Below are 22,589 nucleotides of genomic sequence, written 5' to 3'. Positions count from 1 at the left end.
CTCGCCAAACGCCTCCGGTCTGCCCCGAGTACGGACGCAGCCGTGGCGGATGCGGCAGCCGAGGTTCGCACCTTGCGAGGGGAACTGGAGCGGCATTTCGACGAAGAAGAAGCGACGCTGCTGCCGATTCTGCGCATATGCGACCCCGAGTCAGCGACGCAGTTGATGCGCGAACACGGCGAGTTGCGCACGCTGCTCACGCAAACCGAGAACGCCGCCGCATTGACACGCCTGGGCACCCTGCTCGAGGCACATGTGCGTTTCGAGGAGCGTCGAATGTTTCCGTCCATCGAGGCCTGGTGGGCGGCCAGCGAAACCCCACACATGGAAGGACGACCCAGCGGCAAGGCACGAACCAAAACGGGACCTGGACAACCGCGGAAAGCGGACAACTCGAAGGAGACACACCATGACGACCGCTATCAACACTTGGCACCGGGATCACACGAACTTCTCGAGGCTGCTCGACATGCTCGAAGCGGAGGTCCGGTTGTTCAATGAAGCCGGCAATCCCGATTACCAACTGATGTTGGACATCATGTATTACATGACCCACTATCCAGACGTCTACCACCACCCGAAAGAAGACCTGGTTTTCGCGAAGGTCGCGTCAATGGATCCCAGGGCGGATGCGGCGGTACACACGCTGCTCGAACAGCACGTTGTCCTCAAGCAAAGTGGCGCGGAACTCTGCGAGGCCTTGCAGGGCGCGGTGGATGGCGTCATGCAGCCACGCGAGCACGTCGGCCGATCGGCGGCCACCTACATCCGGTTTTTCCGTGATCACATGAGCAACGAGGAAAACACGATCATCCCGCTGGCTCACACGCTGTTGAGCGAGGCGGACTGGAATGAGATCGAAGCGATCGCCCCGGCTCAGCAGGACCCTCTGTTCGGTTCCGATGCCGTCGGCAGACGTTACGAACAGCTTCAGCGACATCTTCTGGCGGCCTAGACCGTCTGGCGGCCAAACCCGCGTTCGCCCCGGCGACACGGGTTTGCGCGACACATGGCGAGCACGATGAAACTGACACGCCGTCCGGTATTCCTCGATCTGAGGAAGCTTCGCTTTCCGATCGGTGCGATCACGTCGATCCTGCACTCGTTGCTCGTCACCATCGTGCTTCATCGCGAGTAGCGGGTGCGCGTACCGACAAACGCAGAGGACCGCGAACTCAGCCCGACGATGAAACGACGTCGGGCTGCGATACGCACGGCGTCGTCAGATTGCTCCGAACCCGTGACGTTTGAACACCTGCTGCGCGTCCGGCGACAGGATGTATTCGGCCAGGGCATGCGCCGCATCCGGTGCACCGTCACGAACGCTCAAGCCGTAGGCGGCTCCGACTTGTAGTTCCCTCGCGATCTCGACGATCTGCAACTGCGGCTGTGCTGCCTTCGCCGCAACCGCATTGGTGCAATAGGTCAGGAAGACATCGGCCTGCCCTTCCGCCATGACCCACTCATAGGTGCCACGACCCTCCGGCGCCTTCGGCGAATCGGGGCCACCGGTGAGCTTGAGTGCCTTGGCGTCGAGCGCCGCGAACGATCCGGCACGAAGCGCTTCGGCCTTTTCGAACAGCGCCCAGGCATAGTCACCCGAAGGATCGGCTTTCGGCGTCGAGGTACCGAGCTTCACTTCAGTGTCGAGCATCACGTCGAGCAGATTGTCACTGTCGACCTGGACCTGGGGTTGCGCGAGCGCGCACAGGACATTGCGGGTGAATACGACCGGCTGACTCCACCCTCCCGCTGCCGCAAGAGTTTCCGGATGGGAGACATTGGCCGATGCGAAAACCTGTGCCGGCTCACCGCTCTCGATCCGCTGCCGCAGCAGGCCTGACGCGGCAAACGTGGCTGCAACAGGGTGCCCGGTCTTGTTGGTGAACGCTTCGCCGACCTCGGTCAGCACGGCGCGCAGACTGCCGGCTGCGTGCAGCGTGACCTCTGCGCCGGTCTGGGCAAATGCCCCACCGGAACAGACCCCTGCGGCGAGCGCACACATCAGCAAATTGCGGTTCATTCGGGCTTCTCCTGGGCTTGGGGGACAAGTTCGGGAGTCTAGATTCGACGCCAACGGCACACCATCCGGGTTGACGTGAAATGAACAGCTTTGCATAGGCTCATCCTGGCCGAACACCCCACGCCGGAGCAGGCACACCAGATTCCTTGCGCGCGAATAGTCGAGGGGGCTACGCTTGCTGGACACGACCCGCTCAGGCCCGATCCCATGAGCCACCCCGACGTCCCCCCAACCGGCACCAAATCGGGCCGCATTGCCCGTCCCGCCCGAGGCGCCGACCAGGCCGGCTGGATACGCTGGATGCCGGGCGTGCAAACCCTGCGCAGCTACGAGGCCGCCTGGCTGCGCCACGATCTCGTGGCTGGCCTGGTGCTGGCGGCGATGCTGGTGCCGGTCGGCATCGCCTATGCGGTCGCGTCGGGTCTGCCGGGTATCTACGGCCTCTACGCCACGATCGTCCCGCTGCTCACCTACGCCCTGTTCGGCCCCAGCCGCATCCTGGTGCTGGGCCCCGACAGTGCGCTGGCTGCACTGATCCTCGCGGTCGTGCTGCAGCAGTCCGGCGGCGACCCGATGCGTGCGGTCGCGCTCGCCGGCGCGATGGCGGTCGTCTCCGGCCTGGCCTGCATCCTGTTCGGACTGCTGCGCCTCGGTTTCATCACCGAACTGCTGTCCAAACCGATTCGCTACGGCTACATGAACGGCATCGCGCTGACGGTACTGATCAGCCAGTTGCCCAATCTGTTCGGCTTTTCCATCGACGGTGGAGGGCCGCTGCAGGACCTGTGGGCGATCGCCGTCGCGATTGTCGAGGGTCGCAGCAACTGGACCACCTTCCTGCTCGGCGCGGGTACGCTGGCGATCATCCTGCTGCTGAAGGGCCACAAGCGCATACCCGACATGCTCGTCGCAGTCATCGCGGCGACGCTCGTCGTGGGGACGCTGGATCTGGGCGAAGACGCGGGCGTCGCAGTGCTCGGCTCGCTACCCCGCGGCCTGCCCGCCTTCGCCATTCCGTGGATCACCTGGGCCGACCTCGGCACCGTGCTCATCGGCGGACTTGCCGTCGCCCTGGTGTCGTTCGCCGACACCAGCGTGCTGTCGCGCGTCTATGCCGTGCGCACCCGCACCCATGTCGACCCCAGCCAGGAAATGGTCGGGCTCGGTGCCGCCAACCTGGCGGCGGGATTCTTCCAGGGCTTCCCGGTCAGCAGCAGTTCCTCGCGCACGCCGGTCGCAGAAGCGGCCGGTGCGCGCACGCAGCTCACCGGGGTCGTCGGCGCGCTGGCGGTCGCCCTGTTGCTTCTGCTCGCGCCCGACCTGCTGCGGAACCTGCCGACCAGCGCACTGGCTGCGGTGGTGATCGCAGCCGCTGCCGGCCTGTTCGAATTCGCCGACCTGCGCCGCATCTGGCGCATCCAGCGCTGGGAGTTCTGGCTGTCGGTGGGCTGCACCGCCGGGGTCGCGGTGCTGGGTGTCATCCCCGGCATCGGCCTGGCCATCCTCGCCGCGGTCATCGAATTCCTGTGGGACGGCTGGCGTCCGCACTTCGCGGTGCTCGGCCGCGCCGAGGGTGTCAAGGGCTACCACGACATCAAGCGCTATCCCGACGCCCGCCGCGTTCCCGGGTTGGTGATGTTCCGTTGGGACGCGCCGCTGTTCTTCGCCAACGCCGAGCTGTTCCGCGAGCGTGTGCTCGACGCAGTCGAGGAATCTCCGACACCGGTCCGCTGGCTCGTAGTCGCGGCAGAGCCGGTTACCAGCGTCGACGTCACCGCCGCGGACGTGCTCGCCGAACTCGGCGAGACCCTGCAGGGCGCCGGAATCGAGCTGTGCTTCGCCGAGATGAAGGATCCGGTCAAGGACAAGCTGAAGCGCTTCGGCCTGTTCACACGCCTCGGCGAGGAAACCTTCTTCCCGACCGTTGGTACCGCGGTCAGCGCCTACGTCGCAACCCACGACGTCGAATGGCAGGACTGGGAGGATCGCCAGACATGACGCGCCGGATGCCGGCAAATAGGGGTGGCAGCATGGGGCGGCCTCAAAACCCCTGGGAGAAATGGGACCTTGGCAACATCCAGCGCCCCGGCCGACCGGGCAATTCGATAAAACCGAAGTGCCGGTAGAAAGCCGCCGCAGCGGGCGACTTGGCATCGACGATGATGGCCGCCACTGCAAGCGTCTGACTCGCCGCCACCACACGCTTGCAGGCATCGGCCAGCAAAATGCCGCCAAGCCCCTGCCCTTTCATTTCACCGCTCACCGCCAGACGACCCAGCAAGGCTGCGGGGACGGGATAGCGCGGCAGTTTTTTCCGCAAGGGCTCTGGCAGATGCTCCGCCGAAACGCTTGCCGCACTGAGGGAGTAAAACCCGACCACCACGCGCTCATCATCGGCCGGAGTCGCTACGAACACTCGCGCCACGCCGCGCTTGACGTCCTGTCTGGCATAACGGTGCAGGTATTCGTCGAGCGCAGCTTCTCCGCAGCAGAATCCAGCCGTGTCGGCCTCGTTGTCCAGCGGCCGAACGCGGTACTCCACTCAGCGAACCTGCGCGTCGTGCCGGGCAAAAGCCCGCTGCAAGGCCGGCGTGGGCTGAGCCGGTGTCTCCAGCGCGTCCAGAAAGGCCGCAAAATCGTCCTGTGACAGGTTGATCGCCTCGTGCTGCTGCACCACAGACTGGGCCTGCTCGACCGCGTTGCGCAGGACGAACTCCGATACGCTCATGTGGGCATAGGCCGCCGCCTTGTCCAGCAATTGCCTGACTTTCTGGTCACAACGGATGTGGAGGCGCGTGTCCTTGGTCATTGAACTCATGTGGCTCTCCCGATAAAAGTCACCACATTGTGCGCCATTTGTACGCACCTCTCAAGCCTGACAGGATTGAGGTGCAGGGAGCGAATAACCTGTCCGGACAGTTCTCCAATGGTACTGGTCAGGGATCCCTTCGTAACGCGCGACCCTGTCCGGGCGCAGGCTGTAGGCCTCGATCCGCACGAACACGAAGTCCGCGGCGCCTCCTCCGCCAGCAAACGGCTGAAGGAACGCGTGCAACCAACCATGGAGCAGCACAATGCGCGGGGCATGAGTGGATGGCTGCGCAGTGCGCAACTGGGCCGCATCGAGCACCCGGAACAGGGCCGGATCGATGTTGGGCAGGTCCGGCAGCGACTCAGGCACGGGCTCCTCCGCATCGACGAGCTTCCCGCGCTCGAGCGGCTTCGGGTACGCGATGGCGATTGGTTCCTCGCCGCTTTTGCGGATCATCGCCAGCATGTCCCGCGAGGTCCCGCAGCGAAGGTCATGGTGAATGTTGATTTCGCTCTTGAGCATGCCAACTCGCTCATGACGTCCAGTCCTGCCGCAGCGAGGGCGAACTGCAGCGGTGTCACCAGAGCGCACGCGATTGCCGACGCTGGGTCAACAAGCACAAACGCCACCCTTGCGAGGTGGCGTTTGTGTCTGATTCATGGCGCGCTCGGCAGGATTCGAACCCACTACCCCCTGGTTCGTAGTCAGAATTTTACTGTTCCGAAGCATGCCGAAGCGATATTTAAATGCGCGTTTTTTCGCATATCTACCAGACACTTACGCTGTTTTCTTTTCCTGAGCATTCCATTACAATCCGAGTGAATCCTGCGAATTTGTGGGGGGAAATGTGGGGGGAAAATTGAGCCCCTACCGCACTTCACTACCCCCTGGCAGTCACCAAGGAGAACGTGATGTCGAAACTCACCGCTACGCAATTGAAAGCACTTGGCGCAAGTGACCACGGGAAGAAGTTGCGCGATGAGGGCGGTCTGTTCGGCACCGTCCGATCGGGGGCGAAGGGGACGTCGGTCTATTTCGACTGGCGCTATCGGCGTGACGGCAAGGTCAAACAGATTGCTGTCGGCGCGTGGCCTAAAATGTCCCTGGTCCAGATCAGGGCGGAACGCGATCGACTCAAGGTCGAGGCCGACACCGGCACCGACCCGGCCGAGGGCCGCAAGGTCGAGCGACTCAGGGCTAAGGCCGATCAGGCCGAGGCGGTCGAGGCTCAGAGATCCCGGCTCGCTGAGATCGAGGCGCAGTCTGCACGCATGACGGTCAGGGCGCTGTTCGAGCGTTGGGAGCGGGTCGAGCTATCGCGCCGCAAGGACAAGGGCGCAGAGGTTCACCGCATGTTCGAGAAGGACGTCATGCCGAAGTGGGGCGAGGTCGCCGCCGAGGACATCACCCGTCCGATGGTCGCCGCACTGCTCGACGGCGTGGCAGAGCGTGGAGCACGCATCGTCGCGCGAAACCTGCTCGGCGACATCCGGCAGATGTTCGGATTCGCGATCAAACGCGGTTTCGTTGAAAACGATCCAACATCCCATTTGAAGCGTGACGACTTCGGCAGGAAGGTCGAGCGCGACCGCGTGCTGTCGGAGTCTGAAGTTCGCCAACTGTGGGACAAGGTACCTGACGCGGATCTGTGGGATTCGTCCGCGTCGGCGATCTGGATCATGTTGTCCACCTGCTGCCGCGTCGGCGAGATCGCGTCCGCACGCATCGAGCACCTGGACCTTGACGCGGGAGCCTGGCGCATCCCGTCCGAGAACAGCAAGAACGCGAGGGCGCACACGGTCTATCTGTCTGACTTCGCGCAACAGCATTTCGCAGAACTCAAGGCTCGGGCCGAGCGGCTCGGCTCGGACTGGCTGTGTCCGTCGAAACACAAGGACGATTCGCACGTCTGCCCCAAGTCACTTGCGAAGCAGATAGGCGATCGCCAACGGCCAGGCCTGGAGCCGATGAAGGGCCGAACCCCGCTGACGGAATCGCTGGTGCTCAGTGGCGGCAAATGGACCCCGCACGACCTGCGCCGCACTGGTGCAACGCTGATGGGCACGCTCGGCGTGCGACCGGACGTCATCGAGAAATGTCTTAACCACGTCGAGCAAAACCGCCTGGTGCGGATCTACCAGCGGCAGGAACTCAAGGACGAACAGCGCGAAGCCTGGCGACTGCTCGGCGAGCGCCTGGACCTGCTGACGCGCGAGGACGCCGAGAACGTGGTCACGCTTCGGGGGGCTGCATGATGGCCGAAAAGGTCGGACACGCCGAAGCCCTGCGTGAGTGGTGCGGCGATGACATCGGGTGGCACTACGCGGACGCGGATAATCAACGGCTCGCGCCACTCGTGGGCATCCTGGCCGGCGTCAATCTGGTCAGCCTCGACGAGTTCATCGAAAAGCTGGAGGCGGAAGGCGCACCCGCTGGCGACGAGCTACGCGAACGCCGACGTGACGCGCTCCGTCTGTTCCGCGAACAGTTCGTCGGCAAGGTGGGCGAGTTCGACAAGCTAAACGACCACGCCTTCGCTGGACATATCGAATGGATCATGAACCGCAAACGGGAGATTGAACGCTCGGAGGCGGTGCTGCCGTTGGCGAGGCTCGGCAGGAACTACAAGATCACGCAAAGCAACCGCCGCAAGAACAAACCCGGCACAGACGCTTATGTGGACCTACACCGCAACGAGCGCATCCGGGCATTCGTGAAACGCCTTCGCAATGCTCACGAGCGCAACTATATCGCGCAAGCCGCCGAAGAATTCGACCTCTCGCCACGCCAAATCCGACGCATCACAAATTGCTGAAGAACCGCAAGGCGGACATATCCCGGATGTGTCCGTGACCGGTTAGATAGTGCGAACCATGCCGGCACCGCATAGGGCGAGCCGGAGTTTTCCGAGAGGACAACATCATGGTTCAGCAGCAGCAACGCATCGTCCGCCGTCGCGCGGTTGAGGCGCGAACGGGACTCAGCCGTAGCACGATCTACGCGCGCATGGACCCCGAGTCCGAGCACTTCGACCCGGACTTCCCGCGTCCGATCAAACTTGGCAACGGCAAGAATCCGCCGGTCGGCTGGATCGAGGCTGAGGTCGACGCCTATATCGCGCTCCTGATTGAACGCAGTCGCGAGGTGTCAGCATGAACAATTTGCTGACCAACCCTGCCGCGCTGGCGAAGGAGCTTCGCGCCGTCATGGCCGCGAACGACGAAGCGCAACGCGACGCACTCGCAAGCCGGCTCGCATCACAGATGCTCGGCATCCTCAAGCAGCCCGCCCCGCCGCCGGTCGTCACCACCCGCTTCGCCGGTATCGACCAATGTGAGCTGACCGACGCGATGGCATTGGGCGACGCGATCCGCCGCCGGCTTGCACAGGTACGGGCAATCAACCGTCTGATGAGCAAGGCCGCCGAACTGGTCGGCGAAGTGCCTGACGACGTTATCGAGAACGCCGGATGGGCCGTAGCGGATTTGTCGGACGAAGCCGAAGAACTGACCAACATGCTGCAAGAACTGGTCGCAAGTGGCGAGGCGGCAGCATGACAGACGAAAAAAACGCCCGCTGTCCCGAAGGATCAACGAGCGCCACTCTCAAGCGCAATTTTAAACGAATCCACGCCGGCCTGCTCGCCGAGTGGCTGGTGATATTGGCCGTGTGCATCGGCATCCTGCTGCTGTCGGGGGTGGCGCGATGATCGACGCCCTGCTGTCCCGACTGGAGCGCGTCAAACAGACCGGGCCGGGCCGCTGGATCGCATCGGCACCGACGCGCGACGACAAGCGACCGAGCCTGACCATTCGCCAGTTAGACGACGGCCGCATTCTGCTACACGACTTCGGTGGAGATTCGGTGGACGCCGTGCTTGCCGCCGTCGGTCTGGATTGGTCGGCGTTGTTTCCCGAGCGCGCCGAGCACCAGGCGCAACCGATGCGCCGACCTTGGCTTCCGGCCGACGTGTTCGACGTGGCGCGCCTCGAAGTCGGCGTGGTGGCAGTGATTGCAAGCGACATGGTCAAGCAGCGCAGCATTGCCGATGCCGACTTCGATCGGCTGCAGGTGGCTATCTCGCGCCTGGCGCATGTCGCGGAGGTCGCATATGGCCACGCGTGAGGATGAGGTGCTCGCCAAATTCGGCAAGCGGAAGCCTGCTGTCGTGCAGAACATCGCCGACGCGAAGCCCGGACTTGCGGCCGACTCCACCCATTACCAGGTGGCCGACCATTGGCTTGAGCGTGTGACCGCTGAGACCGGCTGCCGGCCGATCCATACGCAGGGGACGCTGTGGCGGCTCGACCCGAATGACAAGCTGTGGAAGCCGATGTCGATGGACGCCTTGGCCGCTGATCTGGGACGCAGATACAGCGCGCACAAGCTGTGCCGGCGACAGAGCGATTACAAGCAGATTGCCGCAGTGGTCGGACAGATTGCCGGCAGCGATGATTTCTTCTCGTGCGCGCCGGCTGGCATTGCGGCAGCCGGCAAGTTCTGGAGCGTGTCCGAATCGGGCGAGATCCGGCACGACCTGCTCACCGCCGAACACCGCCAACGAATGCAGGTAGTGCAGCCGCCCGAATTCGAAGCCGGCGCACCCTTGTTCGAGGGCCTCCTGAGTAACGCCTTCGGTCCTGGTGTTGAGGGCGACGGACAGCGCGAGCTGTTGCAGATGGGACTCGGCGCGGCACTGACCCGACAGCTATGGCGACATCGAATCGTTCTGCTGCTGTACGGCAAGACCTCCACCGGCAAGTCCACCACGCTGGAGATATTCCGCGCGCTGTTTCCGCTGGACATGATCGGCGCGACCAGTCCGCAGAATTGGGCGAGCGAATACTACGTGGCCGCGCTGGCTGGCAAGCAACTGAACATTGTTGGCGAACTGGACCCGCATACGCCAATCCCAGGCGGCCCATTCAAGGCCGTAACGGGTGGCGACGTGGTCGAAGGCCGGCATCCGACGCACCGACCCTTCACGTTCGTCTGTGAGGCCGCGCACATTTTCAACTGCAACAGGCTACCGCCGACCCGCGACAAGTCCGACGCATTCTTCCGACGCTTTCGCATCCTGGAGTTCCGCAATCCGATTGCCGTCGGCTCGGAGATCACCGGCCTTGCCGAGCGCATCAACGCCGAGGAACAAGGCGCTGTGTTGGGCTGGCTGCTCGACGGTGCGGCAAAGCTGGCGCAGCGCGGCACGCTGCCGGAAACCAAAGACCACAAGGATCTGATCGACACATGGCGATCGGCGAACAACAGTGCGCTGCAGTTCCTGAACGACGCAGAGTTCTGCGAGACGGGCGTCGACCTCGAACAACCCGCCGCGCACGTCTTTGAGAGCTACCGCAAGTGGGCCAGCACTGAGGGTGTCAAGCCTCTTGGCCGTTCCGGATTCTACGAGGCGATCGCCGACGGTGCTGGTCGGTTCGGCGTGACCATCTTTGACGATCGCAACAAAGTCCGAAAGGTGAAGGGCTTGAGCTTGAAGAAGGAGTTCGGCTGATGCGTGCGGGTGTTGCGGGTGTTTTTCGGGTGGGGTGGGTCCATGTGCGCGGGTGCGCGCCATGTGCGCGCGCGTGTGTACGAGGTGGGGGGTAAAAACACCCGCAACACCCGCAAGTGCAGAAGAGGCAGTAAGCCTGGTGGGCACTGGCGACCAGGTCGGATTTGTGAAATGGAGATTTGAAAATGAACGAGATGAACACGTTGAAGAAAATGTGCGAGCCGTACCTCATGCGCAAGAACCGCAACGGGCATACGGCCACCGTCCAGTGGCACGATGGGGTCATGTTGTCCGAGGAATCACAAGAGTATTGCCGGCAGTTCGATGAGCGAGTCAGTCCCGTACTGCTCCAACTGTTCGACCAGAACCGCGAGCGCCTGCCAGAGAAAACGTGTCTGTACGTCAGCGGTTACGGGGGCTGGTATTCATGCCCGCGTGACATTGCGGACCAAGTCGAAAGCCTGGTGCGAGCCTTCCACGATGAGTTTGTGCCCGCCGCACTCGTTCGCATGGCAGCCAGAAGAGCCGAGCGCCGCGCATTCCTTGAGAGCCGAACCCATCTATCAGGGCATTCAGCCGAGACGCCAGACCCAGGCCGGGGGGGCGTTTGAAGAATGGAAACGACCCAAGCGGAAACCGGCCGCCTAGTCTTTTTTTTCGTACGACATGTTTTGCAAAGGGGGGGGGGTCAAAAACACCCGCAACACCCGCACACGTGTACCAAGTCTATCGAACCGCTGGCCTACTACAGGAGATCGCCAAGCATGAAACACCGCACCAACCCATCCGCCGCCGCCATCGCTGCCGCGCTCGAATTTCAAAGCCTGGATGCACCCGAGCTGCACCGGCGCTGGAACGTGTATTTCGACCATGCCGGCGCACCGATCGAGCGTACCTATCAGGTGCCGGTCCCGATGTCGCGTGTGCTTCGCGAGCACGCCGCCGCCATTGCCGCCGTCCCGGTCGCGGACGACTCGACCTACACGCTCGCTGCTCGCGCCAGGCTGCGGGGGGCTGCCCGATGAGCGCCGCGCTATACCGGGCTGTCAGCCAGGCGCGTCGGCGCACGCTCGAGGGCGATCGAACTTTTACGGGTGCGTGTCGCGAGGCGGCCGGGGATTTCGGCCTACCCGCTGAACGCATTGCGCTGTTTGCCGGCGAAGCCGTGTTTTCCGACCTGGTGGCGATCATCGAGCGCCTGCAGTGCCGATTGGATCAGGGCGATGTCTGAGCGCTGCCCGAACTGCGGCACCGTCATCGAGGCCGGCACCGACACCCTGACCCGGATGCACGCCTGGTGCGAGGCGTCCGGCGTCCGGCTGGACTTCGAAGACGCGATACCGACAGCCGATGCGGAGCGCCTGCTCGGGCTGGCACCGGGCGTCCTGCGGAACTGGCGATGCATGGGCACCGGGCCGGACTACATCCGCCGTGGGGGCCGATGCCGATACCGCCTTGCGGATCTGGCGAACTTTTTTTGCGACGAAGCGTAATCAAGCGTAATCAGGCGATTGGCATAGATTCGGGGTTGAATGATTCAATGGAACCACCATTCAACCGGAGCAATGCACGATGTCCAGATTCGCCAAAACCTATCCTTTCGCCGCCGCGTTCAAATGCATCGGAGCCGCCGACGGTAACCGCGATGAAGCGCTGCTATTTGCTCAGCGCGCGTACCCCGCAGAACGTCAAACCATCAACTTCCTGAAGTCCGACGCATCCGGCCTGGATACGGACGCGCTTCACAGCACGTACTCTTACGGCGGCCTGGTCGAGCAATTCACGGAAAGTTTGCGCCAGTTTTCGCCGTTCGACGCGATGAAAGCGGGCATGCGCGAAGTCCCGTTCAGAACCCCGATTCACAGCACCACCGGCATCGAAGGTGCAATTGTTGGCGAAGGCGAGTACGCACCAGTCAGCATGCTCGGCATTGACGACTCCGCGCTGATGCGTCGCAGGGCATCGAGCCTGATCGTCATGACCCTGTCCGCATTCCGAACCGATGGACTGCTGGCCCACGTACAGCGCGAGCTGGTGGCCGGCGCATCGAGCGCGGTCAATTCGGCCTTCCTTGCTGAACTCGCATCGGTCGCGACGCCTGAAACATCTGCCGGATCGACGGCCGCGCATGTGCTGACCGACGTCGAGAAGCTGCTCGGCAACATCCGCAAGCGCGGGCTGTCCAGTCTCTACCTTGTGGTCAGCCCGGATCACGCCGCACGCCTGGCGTGCAAGAACGCGGCCGGCGTGGTGTCTTTCCCGGACATGACACCGAACGGCGGAACCCTGGCCGGAATTACTGTCCTGGTCAGCGATCAACTGCCGACCGACTCCGACGGTCATCAAGTCCTGCTCGTGGACGCTGACGCGATCCTGTACGGGGACGACGGTATTGAGCTGATGCGCGCCTTGTCCGCGAACATTCGCATGAGCGGAGATCCCGAGAACGATATTGATCCGGCTGAGGTGAATCTGTTTGTGACGAACAGCACCGCGATCATGCTTGATCGGGTCATCGGGTTTCACGTCGTCCGCGCCGATGCTGTCGCGCTGCTGACAAACGTCGCGTGGTGACCGCCATGACCACCAAACGCACCGAGCCGCCCGGATGGGTGGCCGCGACCATGAAGGCCATCGCCCGGACACTCTCGCCGCACCTGGGGCGCATCGACGCCCTCGAACGCCGCCTCGCAGAGCTGGAGGGCAGTACGAAGATGCTCTATCGCGGCGTCTGGAAGCCAGGAGCCACCGCATCGAAGGGCGAGTTCTGGACGCACGCCGGATCCGTCTGGCACGCGAACGAAACCACCGACCAGCAACCGGGGGCGGACTACCTGGCGTGGACGCTCGCCGTAAAGCGAGGCCGTGACGCGCGGACAAAGGAATTAACCCATGACCATTGAATACGGATCGACCGAATACAAAGCCTGGGCCGCGCGCCTTGTCCAAACGCTGGAGACCGAGAAAGCGACCATTCTGGCCGCGCTGTCGGACTGCAGCGAGGTGCACGACCTGACCGCAGAGTTCCTCGAAGGGGGGGTTCGGCTGCACTTCATTGTCGACGCGGAGCACCGATGCGTGACGGTCACTTTGGACATCCCGCCTACACCCGATGAGCTGCACTGATGGCATTGCCTAAACCCGGAACGCACGAGTACGCACAGTGGCACGCGCGGATGATGGCCACCATCGGCCGCCAGCGCTGGCGGATCATCCAGGCGCTCGGGGCGCGCCATGACATCGTCGACGTTCAGGGGCGTTTCGCTGAATCGCAAGTCGAGGTGCACATTGTGCTGTCTCGTGGCGAGACCGTGATCGTTCCGTTTGACGTTCCGCCGGCATCGGTGGCGACAGGCGCATCCGCCGAAGGTCGGTAGTCGCCTCCGCCTATGTCGGGCACGTCAGGCACGATCACTGACCGCAAACACCGCCTGCGTGGCGGTTTTTTTGCATCTTGTGGTCTGTGGGGGGAAATGTGGGGGGAAAATCTGAATTTCGCCCTACAGGAGCAAAAACGCCACCCCGGAGGATGGCGTAAGTGCTTGATTCTGTGGCGCGCTCGGCAGGATTCGAACCCACGACCCCCTGGTTCGTAGCCAGGTACTCTATCCAACTGAGCTACGAGCGCGCTGAAAAGAAGCGTGATTATAGCGGGGTTTCGAGGAGCGTCAACTCGAGGGCCGGAGTTTTTCGCTTTTCCGCGGGCCCAGCGTTCAGCCGATCCGGGCCGAGTCGGTCGCGTGCTCGTCCATCGCCGGCAGCTCGAAACGCCAGCCGGTCTCGTCCTGCAGGCGCGCGATGTCCTCCGGGGTGTCCAGATCGGTAACGAAGCGCCGGTTGGTCGTCTCGTGCACGAACACCAGATCGGGGTTCCGGTCGACCAGATGGCGACAGCCGAGGTTTCGGCCGCTGGCGAGAATGTCGTCGCGGGCGACCGCATCGAGCACGATCGGATTGCCCCGCGCACCCGTGACCATCGGCACGACGACACGGCCCTTTGGGCGCTTCTTGAACGCGGCGATGAGTTCGGTGAGATCGTTCGAACCGATCAGCGGCTGGTCGGCCAGCACGATCAGCACCGCATCCATGCGCGGCGACAAGGCCTCGAGCCCACGTCGGACGGAACCCTGCTGGCCCTCGGCAAAGTCCGGGTTGCGCACCAGCGTCACCGGAAAATCGAGGATGGCCGCCTCGACCGATTCATGGCGGTGACCGGTGACTACGACGACCTCGTCGACGCCGGCACCGGACAGCGCGACCAGCTGGCGCCGGATCAGCGGCACCCCCTGCAGGCGGATCAGCGGCTTGGAAACGCCGCCCATGCGGCTGCCCTCACCCGCAGCGAGCACGACCGCGCCGATCGCAAGCCGCGCATACAGGCCGCCGCCCTGCTTCAATGGACATCCCATGATTCGTTCCTCGTCAGATTGCAGCCGGCAGCCGCTCCAGGCTGCGCAGATCGAACACCGGCACGAAGGCACGCACCCGCGCGGACGCTCCGCGCATCGCTGTGGACGCCGGAGGCTCACGGGTCGGGTGCAGCCAGACCAGGTCCGCGCCACGCTGCCGGACCCTGTCCAGTTCGAGCGCCAACTGCTCCGGTGGATCCGCATCGAAGCCGTCGCTGCACACCAGCACCAGATCCCGACGCGCCAGAGTACCCCGTAGCGGTCCGTCGAGCGCATCGGCCAGATTCGTTGCGATCCGAGTGCCGCCGCCGAACGCGAAGCTCACCGCATTGATGCGCTCCTGCATGCGCGCGCCCGGCTGGCGCAGCATCGCGGTGATCTCGGCCAGCCCTGTGTGGAACACGAACACCCGCGCACCCGCGCATTCACCGAACGCCTTCGCGATCCGCAGGAACAGCGGCGCATGCGCCTCCATCGAGCGACTGACATCGACCATGACCACCACCTGCGGACGACGCCGGCGGCGACGCTTCAGCGCGAGCTCGATCAGTTCGCCCCCGCTGGAACAGGCGGCGCGCAGCGATGCGCGCACATCCAGCGTGCCGTCACCCGCAGCCTCGCGCCGGCGCATCAGCACGCGCCGCAAGCGACGCGCAAACGCGGCCACCACCGGTTCGATGCGTTCGAGATCCTGCGGGGCCCATTCGGCGAACGGTCGCGTGTCGGCCGGATCGCCGCGGCTCGCGCCGCCCATCGCACGGCGCACGCCGTGCGCTTGCTCTTCGTCCGCGCCGGCCCCATCGCTTGCCCAGGCCGTCCGCGCCTCGGCACCGTGCCGGCTGTCGGCCTCCAGGCGCGCATGCAGATCCGCGACCCGCTCGGGCAGACTGCGCCCCGATCGTGCCGTGCCCGACACCTTTACCGTGCCCCGAAGCTTTCGCGGAAACCAGAACGCGTCGAACAGCGCCGGAAAGCGGTCCCACTGGCGACGGTCGCCACAGACCGCGCTGCGCCACATCGGCGCGACCGCCTTCCATCGCGCGACCGGCACTTCGGCCGCCATACGTACCATCAAGCCCAGTTCATCGAAGCCGATCGGATAGCCATGCATGCGCAGGTGGTTCGCGAAGCGGCGGATCTGACCACGCGGATCGCAGGCCGCAATGTCGGCGGGGGCAGTCATCGGCTCGCCACCGGGCTGGCCGCGACGCCGGCATCCTGCGCGATGCGGCGACCGCCGGCCAGCCGCCGCACCACGTCCGGTGTCATCTGGAACACATCGGCCCGGGTCTTCAGCAGCGCGGCGAGCGTCGCCGCGATCGCGTGCTCGTCGTCGGGCAGCGCGGTGTGGCCGAGCTGGAAAAGCGCCCGCACCCAGTCCAGCGTCTCGGCCACGCCCGGGGTCTTGTCCAGATCCTCGCGGCGCAGTTTCTGCACGAACGCGACCGCATCCTCGACCAGATGCCCGGCCGCCTCCGGCACCAGCCGCTTGACGATCGCCATCTCGCGCGCGAGATCCGGATAGTCGACGAACTGATACAGACAGCGCCGCCGCAGCGCATCCGACAGCTCGCGGGTGCCATTGCTGGTGAGCACGACCAGCGGCCGGCTCAAGGCCTTCAGCGTGCCCAGCTCCGGCACCGAGATCTGGTGTTCCGACAGCACCTCGAGCAGAAAGGCCTCGAAGGCCTCGTCGGCGCGGTCGATCTCGTCGATCAGCAGCACGGTCGCCTCCGGGCTCCGGATCGCCTGCAGCAGCGGTCGCTGCAGCAGAAAGGCTTCGCTGAACAGATTGTCGCGCAGTTGGCCAGCCCTGGCCTGCCCGGCCTCCGCCAGGCGGATCTCCAACAACTGGCGGCTGTAGTTCCATTCGTAGGCCGCCTGCGCCAGATCCAGCCCCTCGTAGCATTGCAGGCGCAGCAGCGGGCGCCCGAGGGCCTGCGCCGCGGCCGCTGCGATCGCGGTCTTGCCCACGCCGGCCTCGCCTTCCAGCAGCAACGGGCGTTCCAGCTTCAACGCCATCCACAGCACGCTGGCCAGGCCCTCGTCGGCCAGATAGCCGGCGCGCTGCAGATCCTGCTGCAGGCTGGCGATGGATGCGCCCGACGCGTTCATCCCGAGCGCCGTCCGAACAGACCGGCGAAGAAGTTGCGGATCATCGCCCACAGCAGCGCCAGCGCGTTGAGTTCCTTAGGTGCGGCCGGCGGCGCGGCGTGGCGGGCGGCCGAGTCCTGCTGCGCCTGCGCGGCACATTCGGTCGCGCTGGTGTCGGGCTGCAGATCGGCATCGGGCACGGTCTCGGGAGCCGGCGCCAGCGCCTGGGCCTTGTTCGAATAGTTGGTCGCGAACTGCGCCAGCAGCACGTCGGACACCGAGTTCAGCATGCGTCCGCCGAACTGCGCGAACTTGCCATTGACGATGACATCCGCCTTGCCCTGCAGCGTGCTCATGCCGTCCTCGGCCGCGACCAGCGTCGCGGTCAGCTCCATCGATGCGGACGAACCGCCCTTGTCGGCACCCTTGCCGATCATGCGCATCGTGCGCGCGGCCGCATCGACCTCCAGCACCTCGATGTCGCCTGAGAACGCCGCGATGGCCGGACCGACCTTGACCTTGACCGAGCCCTTGTAGTGCGTGTCATCCACCTGCTCGGTGATCTGCGCGCCCGGCATGCAGGTCGCCAGTGCGGGCAGATCGGTCATGACCGACCAGGCCGCATCCAGCGGTGCGGCGATCGGGTACTGCTTGTCCAGGGTCACTTGCATCGGGGATTCCTCGTCTCTTTTATTTCATCAGGTGTAATGCCCTCTGGCATACAGGCGGCGTTGGGACCGCCCGGGACCGGCCGGGACCGCCCTCCCATCAAGGGAAGGGTTGGGGAGGGGAGGGGTTGGGTTCAAGCAGCGCTGACGACCCATCCCCATCCTGACCTTCCCCTCTGGGAAGGAACCAGCCAAGCCCGACTACTGCGCCACGCCCAGCCGCTTCAGCTCCTTCCACATGCGATAGGCGGTATGCGGCATGTCGACATGGGTCACGCCCAGGTGCGACAGCGCATCGACCACGGCGCTGGTGAAGGTCGGGATGCTGCCCACGTGCGGCGACTCGGCCACACCCTTGGCACCGAGCGGATGGTGCGGCGACGGCGTCACCGTGTAATCCGTTTCCCACTTCGGCGTTTCGACCGCGGTCGGTACGAAATAATCCATCAGCGTGTTGCCCTGGATATTGCCCTGCTCATCGAAGGACAGCAGTTGCCCCATCGCGACCGCGAAGCCCTCGGTGAGCCCGCCGTGGATCTGGCCCTCGATGATCATCGGATTGATCCGGGTGCCGCAGTCGTCCAGCGCGTAGAAGCGCCGGATGCTGGTCTCGCCGGTGCCCTTGTCGATGTCGACCACGCACAGGTAGATGCCGAACGGAAAGGTGAAGTTGGGCGGATCGTAGTAATGCACCGCCTCCAGCCCCGGCTCCAGTCCGGCCGGCGGCTGATGGTAGGCCGCCCACGCGATGTCGGTCATCGTCTTGAAGCGGGCGTTGTCGCCGCGCACCTTGAAGCGGTCGACCTCCCACTCCAGGTCGGCCTCCGACACCTCGAGCAGATGGGCCGCGATCTTCTGCGCCTTCGCATGGATCTTGCGCGCCGCCATCGCGATGGCGGCACCGGCCACCGGCGTAGACCGCGAGCCGTAGGTGCCCAGCCCATAGGGCGCGGTGCTGGTATCGCCCTCCTCGACCTGTATCACTTCGGACGGGATGCCCAGTTCGGTCGCGATGATCTGCGCGTAGGTGGTCTGGTGCCCCTGGCCTTGCGTGATCGTGCCCATGCGCGCGATCGCGCTGCCGGTCGGATGGACCCTGATCTCGCACGAATCGAACATGCCCACGCCCAGGATGTCGCACATTTTGCTGGGACCTGCCCCGACGACCTCGGTGAAGGTGACCAGACCGATGCCCATCAGCGTCGGGCAATCGGGATCGGCGCGTCTGGCCGCCTGTTCGGCGCGCAACCCCGTGTAGTCGACCGCGTCCAGCACCTTCTGCAATGCGGTGTGGTAGTCGCCCGAGTCGTACTCGAAACCGAAGGCCGACGTATAAGGGAACTGCTCCTTGCGGATCAAGTTCTTCGCGCGGATCTCCGCCTTGTCCATGCCGAGCTTTTGCGCGAGCACGTCCACCATGCGTTCGATCAGATACACCGCCTCGGTGACGCGGAAAGAGCAGCGGTAGGCCACGCCGCCGGGCGCCTTGTTCGTATAAACACCCTTCACGCTGCAATGAGCGGCCGGAATATCGTAGGACCCGGACACGATATGGAACATGCCGGCCGGGAACTTGGTCGGATCGGCGCAGGCATCGAACGCGCCATGATCGGCGATGACATCGACCCGCAGCCCGGTGATCCTGCCGTCCGGGGTCGCAGCGAGCTCGCCGCTCATGTGGTAGTCGCGTGCAAAGGCGGTCGAGGACAGGTTCTCGATGCGGTCCTCGACCCATTTCACCGGGCGGCCGAGCACGATGGACGCGACGATCGCGCACACATAGCCGGGATAGACGCCGACCTTGTTGCCGAAGCCACCACCGATGTCCGGCGAGATGATGCGCACCTTGGACTCCGGGATGCCGGACAGCATCGACACCACGGTGCGCACCACGTGCGGCGCCTGGCTGGTGATGTGGGTGGTCAGCTCGCCGCGCACCGGGTCGAAGCTCGCGACGCAACCGCAGGTCTCCAGCGGGCACGGGTGCACCCGCGGGTAGAACATGTCCTGCTTGACCGTGACCGGTGCGGCGTCGAAGGCGGCGTCGGCCTTGGCCTTGTCACCGGCTTCCCAAGTGAAGATGTGGTTGTGATGGGTGCGCGCGCCATGGGCGCCCTCGGTCCTGCCGGCGAGATCCTCGCGGATGACCGGCGCATCCGGCATCAGCGCCGCCTGCGGCGTGATCACGGCGGGCAGCTCCTCGTACTCGACCTCGACCGCCTCGACCGCGTCGGCCGCGATGTAGCGGTCGTCGGCGATGACGACCGCGACCTCCTGCATCTGGAAGCAGACCTTCTCGTCGGCGAGCACCGCCTGCACGTCGCCGGCCAGCGTCGGCATCCAGTGCAGTTTCAGCGGCTTCAGGTCCTCCGCGGTCAGCACCGCATGCACGCCGGGAATGGCCAGCGCCGCCTCCTTGTTGATGCGCTTGATGCGCGCATGGGCAAGCGGCGAGCGCACGATGTCCATGTGCAGCATGCCGGGCAGCTTCAGGTCGTCGACATAGTTGCCCTTGCCCTGGATGAAACGGGCGTCTTCCTTGCGCAGGCGCGACTCGCCGATGCCCATCAGCGCCTGTTCGCGTTCCTTCACTGGTGCGTTCATTCCGTGTCCTCCTGCGGATCAGGCCGCGACGGTTTCGGTGGCCGGTTCGCGCAACTTGCGCGCAGCGTACTGAACCGCCTTGACGATGTTCTGATAGCCGGTGCAGCGGCACAGATTGCCCGACATGCCGACCCGGATCTCCTCCTCGCTCGGATTCGGGTTCTCCTGCAGCAGCCGGTAGGCGCGCACCAGCATGCCCGGCGTGCAGAAGCCGCACTGCAGACCGTGCTCCCTGTAGAAGCCTTCCTGAACCGCATGCAGCACGCCGCCGGTGGCGAGCCCCTCGACGGTCACCACCTCGGCGCCGTCGCACTGCACCGCCAGGCAGGTGCATGATTTCACCGACTCGCCGTCGATATCCACGGTGCAGGCGCCGCAGTGGCTGGTCTCGCAACCGATGTGTACTCCGGTCAGCAGCAGCTTCTCACGCAGAAAATGAACCAGCAGCGTACGCGGTTCGACCGCCTCCTCGACCGTCTTGCCATTGACCTTCATCGTTACCAGTTTCTTGCTCATGTTCGTCTCCCCTCCGGTCAGCGGCAGCGCTCGGCGGCCTGGCGCAATGCACGCCGGGTCATCTCGCCGGCCATCGCGGTCTTGTATTCCTCGTCGCCGCGCAGATCGACCGCGGGGTCGGCGATGCCGCGCACCAGCGCGACCGCGTGGTCCAGTGTCGCGTCGTCCAGCGTCTTGCCGGTCAAGAACTGCTCGGCGTCGGTCGCGCGCAGCGCGGTCGGTGCGACGTTGGTCAGGCCGATGCGCAACTGCGACACCCGGTCACCGTCCATGCGCAGCACCACCGCGGCCGCGGCGGTCGCCCAGTCTCCGGTCTTGCGCTTGAGCTTGGAATAGGCGTAACCGGTGTTCGGCGCGAACGGCTCGACCAGGATCGCGGTCAGGATCTCGTCCGCCTCGAGCGCGGTGAAGTAGGTGCCGAGGAAGAACTCGGTCGCAGGGACCTGGCGCTCGCCGTTCGGACCGGTCAGCACGAACACCGCATCCAGCGCCATCGCGATCGCCGGATGATCGTTGGCCGGGTCGCCGTGCGCGATATCGCCGCCGATGGTGCCGCGGTTGCGCACCTGCGGGTCGGCGATCTGGCGGGCGGCCTCGGGCAGCAGCGGCAGCCTGTCGCGCAGCAGCTGCGACGCGATCAGCTGGTTCTCGGTGGTCATCGCGCCGATGCGGATGCGCCCGCCCTCCTCGGTGACGCCGCGCAGGGCTGCGATCCGGTTCAGGTCGATCAACGTCGCCGGTTCGGCAAAGCGCAGCTTCATCATCGGCAGCAGGCTGTGGCCGCCCGCGAGTATCTTGGCTTCGTCGCCAAGCTGCGCGAGCAGGCCGACCGCCTCGCCGATGGAGCCCGGCGCATGGTAATCAAAGCTCGGTGGGATCATTCGTGTCTCCTCGTTATCCTCGTCGGCCCGGCTGCGAGGACCGCGTCCACATTTGCCGGGACGCTTGCAGTCTAGGTTTTGTCCTGGACGGAATGATCGAGGATTAACAAATGGCGACGAGGCCTGCACGAAACGCAGGCTGACTGCACGAAGTGAAACCGACGCTCAGCGCCAGCCCACCGCACCGGCGAGTCCGAGGTTCTCCATCAGGCGCGACACGCTGGCACGCGCCACCGGAATCTCGGCATCTTCGGGCTGGACCAGCTTGAGCAGGACCTTGCCGTCATCGCGCACGATCTGCTCCGCCTGCTCCAGGTTCACGATGTAGCTGCGGTGCACCCGCATGAAGCGCTCCGGGTCCAGGCGCGCTTCCAGATCCCCGATGGTCAGGTTGCAGAAGTAGTTGCCATCGGCGGTCTGCACCCAGGTGTAGTGACCATCCGAGCGGATGTAGGACACCGACGCGACATCGACCAGCACGATACGGTTCTGCCTAAGCGTCGGGATCTTGAACAGCTGGCGTTTGGCCTCGCGCCGCACACCGGCCCCGTCGTCACGACTGACCGCGTCGGTGATGTCATGGAAAACAAGCGTATAGCCCTGTACCTCACCCGCCGCATCGGTCATCTTGGAGACCTTGATCAACAGCACCCTCTCCGGGATGTTGATGATCATCGTCATCGGCGGCGGATTCGAGACCGGGCACTGGGCCTGCTCGAGCAGGAACGCGACCTTCGCACGGGAGACCTCGGGGTGGAAGCTGGTGACGATCTTCCCGAAGGGCTGTCGCTCGTCGACCGGCAGGGTCCTGCGCGCGAACTCGTTCATGCCCACGACCCGCAACTGCTGGTCCAGGTTGATCACGCCCACGTCGAAGCGCTCGAGCATGTACAACCAGGACGCACACCCGCTCGGCGAGTGATCGACTGGGCAACTTGTCATGGGACGCCCTCCTCCAAAGTATTGGTCCCTGCGCCGGCAGTGCCGGCCGTTCATGTCTCCGCAGTGCAGTTCGTGCACCGCTGTCGCGCTTCGTTCATGGAACGCGCGTTTTGCTTGTGGCGAATCTA

The 22,589-nt window shown here is 64.6% G+C and carries 30 protein-coding genes and 1 tRNA gene; 18 read left to right on the top strand and 13 right to left on the bottom strand.

Annotation, left to right across the window (positions count from 1 at the left end; genetic code table 11):
* Together ACKVEX_RS15270 and ACKVEX_RS15265 are read left to right on the top strand one after the other, a co-directional pair.
* On the top strand, window positions 1-501 hold a 501-nt coding region (locus ACKVEX_RS15270), incomplete at its 5' end, for a hemerythrin domain-containing protein (RefSeq protein ID WP_473216602.1).
* Window positions 410-955: a hemerythrin domain-containing protein gene (locus ACKVEX_RS15265; protein WP_473216601.1), complete on the top strand. Its 546-nt coding sequence runs from the start codon at window positions 410-412 to the stop codon at window positions 953-955. The genes ACKVEX_RS15270 and ACKVEX_RS15265, both read left to right, overlap by 92 nt.
* A gap of 267 nt (window positions 956-1,222) precedes the next feature.
* On the opposite strand, the gene ACKVEX_RS15260 is transcribed toward ACKVEX_RS15265, so the two are convergent.
* Window positions 1,223-2,023, bottom strand: a complete 801-nt coding sequence (locus ACKVEX_RS15260) for a molybdate ABC transporter substrate-binding protein (RefSeq protein WP_473216600.1) — start codon at window positions 2,021-2,023, stop codon at window positions 1,223-1,225.
* 207 nt (window positions 2,024-2,230) lie between these two features.
* On the opposite strand from ACKVEX_RS15260, the gene ACKVEX_RS15255 reads away from it, so the two are divergent.
* Window positions 2,231-4,021, top strand: coding sequence for a SulP family inorganic anion transporter (locus ACKVEX_RS15255; RefSeq protein WP_473216599.1), 1,791 nt, complete (start codon window positions 2,231-2,233; stop codon window positions 4,019-4,021).
* A gap of 43 nt (window positions 4,022-4,064) precedes the next feature.
* Here ACKVEX_RS15255 and ACKVEX_RS15250 read toward each other — a convergent pair whose 3' ends face one another.
* From ACKVEX_RS15250 to ACKVEX_RS15240, 3 genes are read right to left on the bottom strand one after another with little or no spacing between them, the layout of a single operon-like run.
* Window positions 4,065-4,565 carry a GNAT family N-acetyltransferase gene (locus ACKVEX_RS15250; protein WP_473216598.1) on the bottom strand — a complete coding sequence of 167 codons (501 nt, stop codon included), beginning with the start codon at window positions 4,563-4,565 and terminating at the stop codon, window positions 4,065-4,067.
* Complete coding sequence (locus tag ACKVEX_RS15245) at window positions 4,566-4,841, bottom strand: type II toxin-antitoxin system TacA family antitoxin (RefSeq protein WP_473216597.1); 276 nt, start codon at window positions 4,839-4,841, stop codon at window positions 4,566-4,568.
* A gap of 51 nt (window positions 4,842-4,892) precedes the next feature.
* The gene (locus tag ACKVEX_RS15240) at window positions 4,893-5,357 is read right to left on the bottom strand and encodes a hypothetical protein (RefSeq protein WP_473216596.1); all 465 of its coding nucleotides are present in this window, start codon (window positions 5,355-5,357) and stop codon (window positions 4,893-4,895) included.
* 389 nt (window positions 5,358-5,746) lie between these two features.
* Between ACKVEX_RS15240 and ACKVEX_RS15235 the strand changes: the two genes are divergently transcribed.
* The 15 genes from ACKVEX_RS15235 to ACKVEX_RS15165 all read left to right on the top strand — a co-directional run bounded on the left by ACKVEX_RS15235 (window position 5,747) and on the right by ACKVEX_RS15165 (window position 13,724).
* Window positions 5,747-7,090: a tyrosine-type recombinase/integrase gene (locus ACKVEX_RS15235; protein ID WP_473216595.1), complete on the top strand. Its 1,344-nt coding sequence runs from the start codon at window positions 5,747-5,749 to the stop codon at window positions 7,088-7,090.
* A complete protein-coding gene (locus ACKVEX_RS15230) occupies window positions 7,087-7,650 on the top strand; it encodes a hypothetical protein (RefSeq protein ID WP_473216594.1) in 564 nt (187 codons plus the stop codon). Before ACKVEX_RS15235 ends, ACKVEX_RS15230 begins: the two co-directional genes overlap by 4 nt.
* A 107-nt stretch (window positions 7,651-7,757) precedes the next feature.
* Window positions 7,758-7,991 carry a helix-turn-helix transcriptional regulator gene (locus ACKVEX_RS15225; RefSeq protein WP_473216593.1) on the top strand — a complete coding sequence of 78 codons (234 nt, stop codon included), beginning with the start codon at window positions 7,758-7,760 and terminating at the stop codon, window positions 7,989-7,991.
* A complete protein-coding gene (locus ACKVEX_RS15220) occupies window positions 7,988-8,392 on the top strand; it encodes a hypothetical protein (RefSeq protein WP_473216592.1) in 405 nt (134 codons plus the stop codon). Before ACKVEX_RS15225 ends, ACKVEX_RS15220 begins: the two co-directional genes overlap by 4 nt.
* Complete coding sequence (locus ACKVEX_RS15215; RefSeq protein WP_473216591.1) at window positions 8,389-8,544, top strand: hypothetical protein; 156 nt, start codon at window positions 8,389-8,391, stop codon at window positions 8,542-8,544. The genes ACKVEX_RS15220 and ACKVEX_RS15215 overlap by 4 nt, the downstream gene beginning before the upstream one ends.
* A complete protein-coding gene (locus tag ACKVEX_RS15210; protein WP_473216590.1) occupies window positions 8,541-8,960 on the top strand; it encodes a hypothetical protein in 420 nt (139 codons plus the stop codon). The genes ACKVEX_RS15215 and ACKVEX_RS15210 overlap by 4 nt, the downstream gene beginning before the upstream one ends.
* A complete protein-coding gene (locus tag ACKVEX_RS15205) occupies window positions 8,947-10,347 on the top strand; it encodes a DNA primase family protein (protein WP_473216589.1) in 1,401 nt (466 codons plus the stop codon). Before ACKVEX_RS15210 ends, ACKVEX_RS15205 begins: the two co-directional genes overlap by 14 nt.
* 185 nt (window positions 10,348-10,532) lie before the next feature.
* Entirely contained in the window at window positions 10,533-10,958 is a 426-nt protein-coding gene (locus tag ACKVEX_RS15200) for a hypothetical protein (RefSeq protein WP_473216588.1), read from the top strand.
* A 153-nt stretch (window positions 10,959-11,111) separates the two neighbouring features.
* Window positions 11,112-11,372, top strand: a complete 261-nt coding sequence (locus ACKVEX_RS15195; RefSeq protein WP_473216587.1) for a hypothetical protein — start codon at window positions 11,112-11,114, stop codon at window positions 11,370-11,372.
* A complete protein-coding gene (locus ACKVEX_RS15190) occupies window positions 11,369-11,578 on the top strand; it encodes a hypothetical protein (RefSeq protein WP_473216586.1) in 210 nt (69 codons plus the stop codon). Before ACKVEX_RS15195 ends, ACKVEX_RS15190 begins: the two co-directional genes overlap by 4 nt.
* Window positions 11,571-11,840, top strand: a complete 270-nt coding sequence (locus ACKVEX_RS15185) for a hypothetical protein (RefSeq protein ID WP_473216585.1) — start codon at window positions 11,571-11,573, stop codon at window positions 11,838-11,840. The genes ACKVEX_RS15190 and ACKVEX_RS15185 overlap by 8 nt, the downstream gene beginning before the upstream one ends.
* Before the next feature lie 79 nt (window positions 11,841-11,919).
* The gene (locus ACKVEX_RS15180) at window positions 11,920-12,921 is read left to right on the top strand and encodes a hypothetical protein (RefSeq protein ID WP_473216584.1); all 1,002 of its coding nucleotides are present in this window, start codon (window positions 11,920-11,922) and stop codon (window positions 12,919-12,921) included.
* Between the two features lie 5 nt (window positions 12,922-12,926).
* Window positions 12,927-13,250 carry a hypothetical protein gene (locus ACKVEX_RS15175; RefSeq protein WP_473216583.1) on the top strand — a complete coding sequence of 108 codons (324 nt, stop codon included), beginning with the start codon at window positions 12,927-12,929 and terminating at the stop codon, window positions 13,248-13,250.
* Window positions 13,240-13,473, top strand: a complete 234-nt coding sequence (locus ACKVEX_RS15170; protein ID WP_473216582.1) for a hypothetical protein — start codon at window positions 13,240-13,242, stop codon at window positions 13,471-13,473. The genes ACKVEX_RS15175 and ACKVEX_RS15170 overlap by 11 nt, the downstream gene beginning before the upstream one ends.
* Window positions 13,474-13,523: 50 nt before the next feature.
* Window positions 13,524-13,724 (top strand): hypothetical protein, encoded by a 201-nt coding sequence (locus ACKVEX_RS15165; RefSeq protein WP_473216581.1) that lies wholly within the window; start codon window positions 13,524-13,526, stop codon window positions 13,722-13,724.
* Between the two features lie 174 nt (window positions 13,725-13,898).
* On the opposite strand, the gene ACKVEX_RS15160 is transcribed toward ACKVEX_RS15165, so the two are convergent.
* From ACKVEX_RS15160 to ACKVEX_RS15120, 9 genes are all read right to left on the bottom strand, one after another.
* Window positions 13,899-13,975: transfer RNA gene (locus ACKVEX_RS15160), tRNA-Arg, on the bottom strand.
* A gap of 85 nt (window positions 13,976-14,060) precedes the next feature.
* Window positions 14,061-14,756, bottom strand: a complete 696-nt coding sequence (locus ACKVEX_RS15155) for a nucleotidyltransferase family protein (RefSeq protein ID WP_473216580.1) — start codon at window positions 14,754-14,756, stop codon at window positions 14,061-14,063.
* A 13-nt stretch (window positions 14,757-14,769) separates the two neighbouring features.
* Entirely contained in the window at window positions 14,770-15,939 is a 1,170-nt protein-coding gene (locus ACKVEX_RS15150) for a VWA domain-containing protein (protein WP_473216579.1), read from the bottom strand.
* A complete protein-coding gene (locus tag ACKVEX_RS15145) occupies window positions 15,936-16,871 on the bottom strand; it encodes an AAA family ATPase (protein WP_473216578.1) in 936 nt (311 codons plus the stop codon). The genes ACKVEX_RS15150 and ACKVEX_RS15145 overlap by 4 nt, the downstream gene beginning before the upstream one ends.
* On the bottom strand, window positions 16,868-17,521 hold the full coding sequence (locus ACKVEX_RS15140; protein WP_473216577.1) for an SRPBCC family protein: 654 nt from the start codon (window positions 17,519-17,521) through the stop codon (window positions 16,868-16,870). The genes ACKVEX_RS15145 and ACKVEX_RS15140 overlap by 4 nt, the downstream gene beginning before the upstream one ends.
* A 198-nt stretch (window positions 17,522-17,719) precedes the next feature.
* The gene (locus tag ACKVEX_RS15135) at window positions 17,720-20,122 is read right to left on the bottom strand and encodes an aerobic carbon-monoxide dehydrogenase large subunit (RefSeq protein ID WP_473216576.1); all 2,403 of its coding nucleotides are present in this window, start codon (window positions 20,120-20,122) and stop codon (window positions 17,720-17,722) included.
* Between the two features lie 18 nt (window positions 20,123-20,140).
* On the bottom strand, window positions 20,141-20,638 hold the full coding sequence (locus ACKVEX_RS15130; RefSeq protein WP_473216575.1) for a (2Fe-2S)-binding protein: 498 nt from the start codon (window positions 20,636-20,638) through the stop codon (window positions 20,141-20,143).
* A 17-nt stretch (window positions 20,639-20,655) separates the two neighbouring features.
* Window positions 20,656-21,519: an FAD binding domain-containing protein gene (locus ACKVEX_RS15125; RefSeq protein ID WP_473216574.1), complete on the bottom strand. Its 864-nt coding sequence runs from the start codon at window positions 21,517-21,519 to the stop codon at window positions 20,656-20,658.
* A gap of 165 nt (window positions 21,520-21,684) precedes the next feature.
* Window positions 21,685-22,461 carry a PAS domain-containing transcriptional regulator gene (locus ACKVEX_RS15120; RefSeq protein WP_473216573.1) on the bottom strand — a complete coding sequence of 259 codons (777 nt, stop codon included), beginning with the start codon at window positions 22,459-22,461 and terminating at the stop codon, window positions 21,685-21,687.
* Window positions 22,462-22,589: the final 128 nt, after the last annotated feature.

The organism is Denitraticella aggregata (assembly GCF_048158365.1).
Classification (GTDB): domain Bacteria; phylum Pseudomonadota; class Gammaproteobacteria; order Burkholderiales; family Rhodocyclaceae; genus Azoarcus_F.
This window is presented reverse-complemented; position numbering and strand designations above follow the sequence as displayed.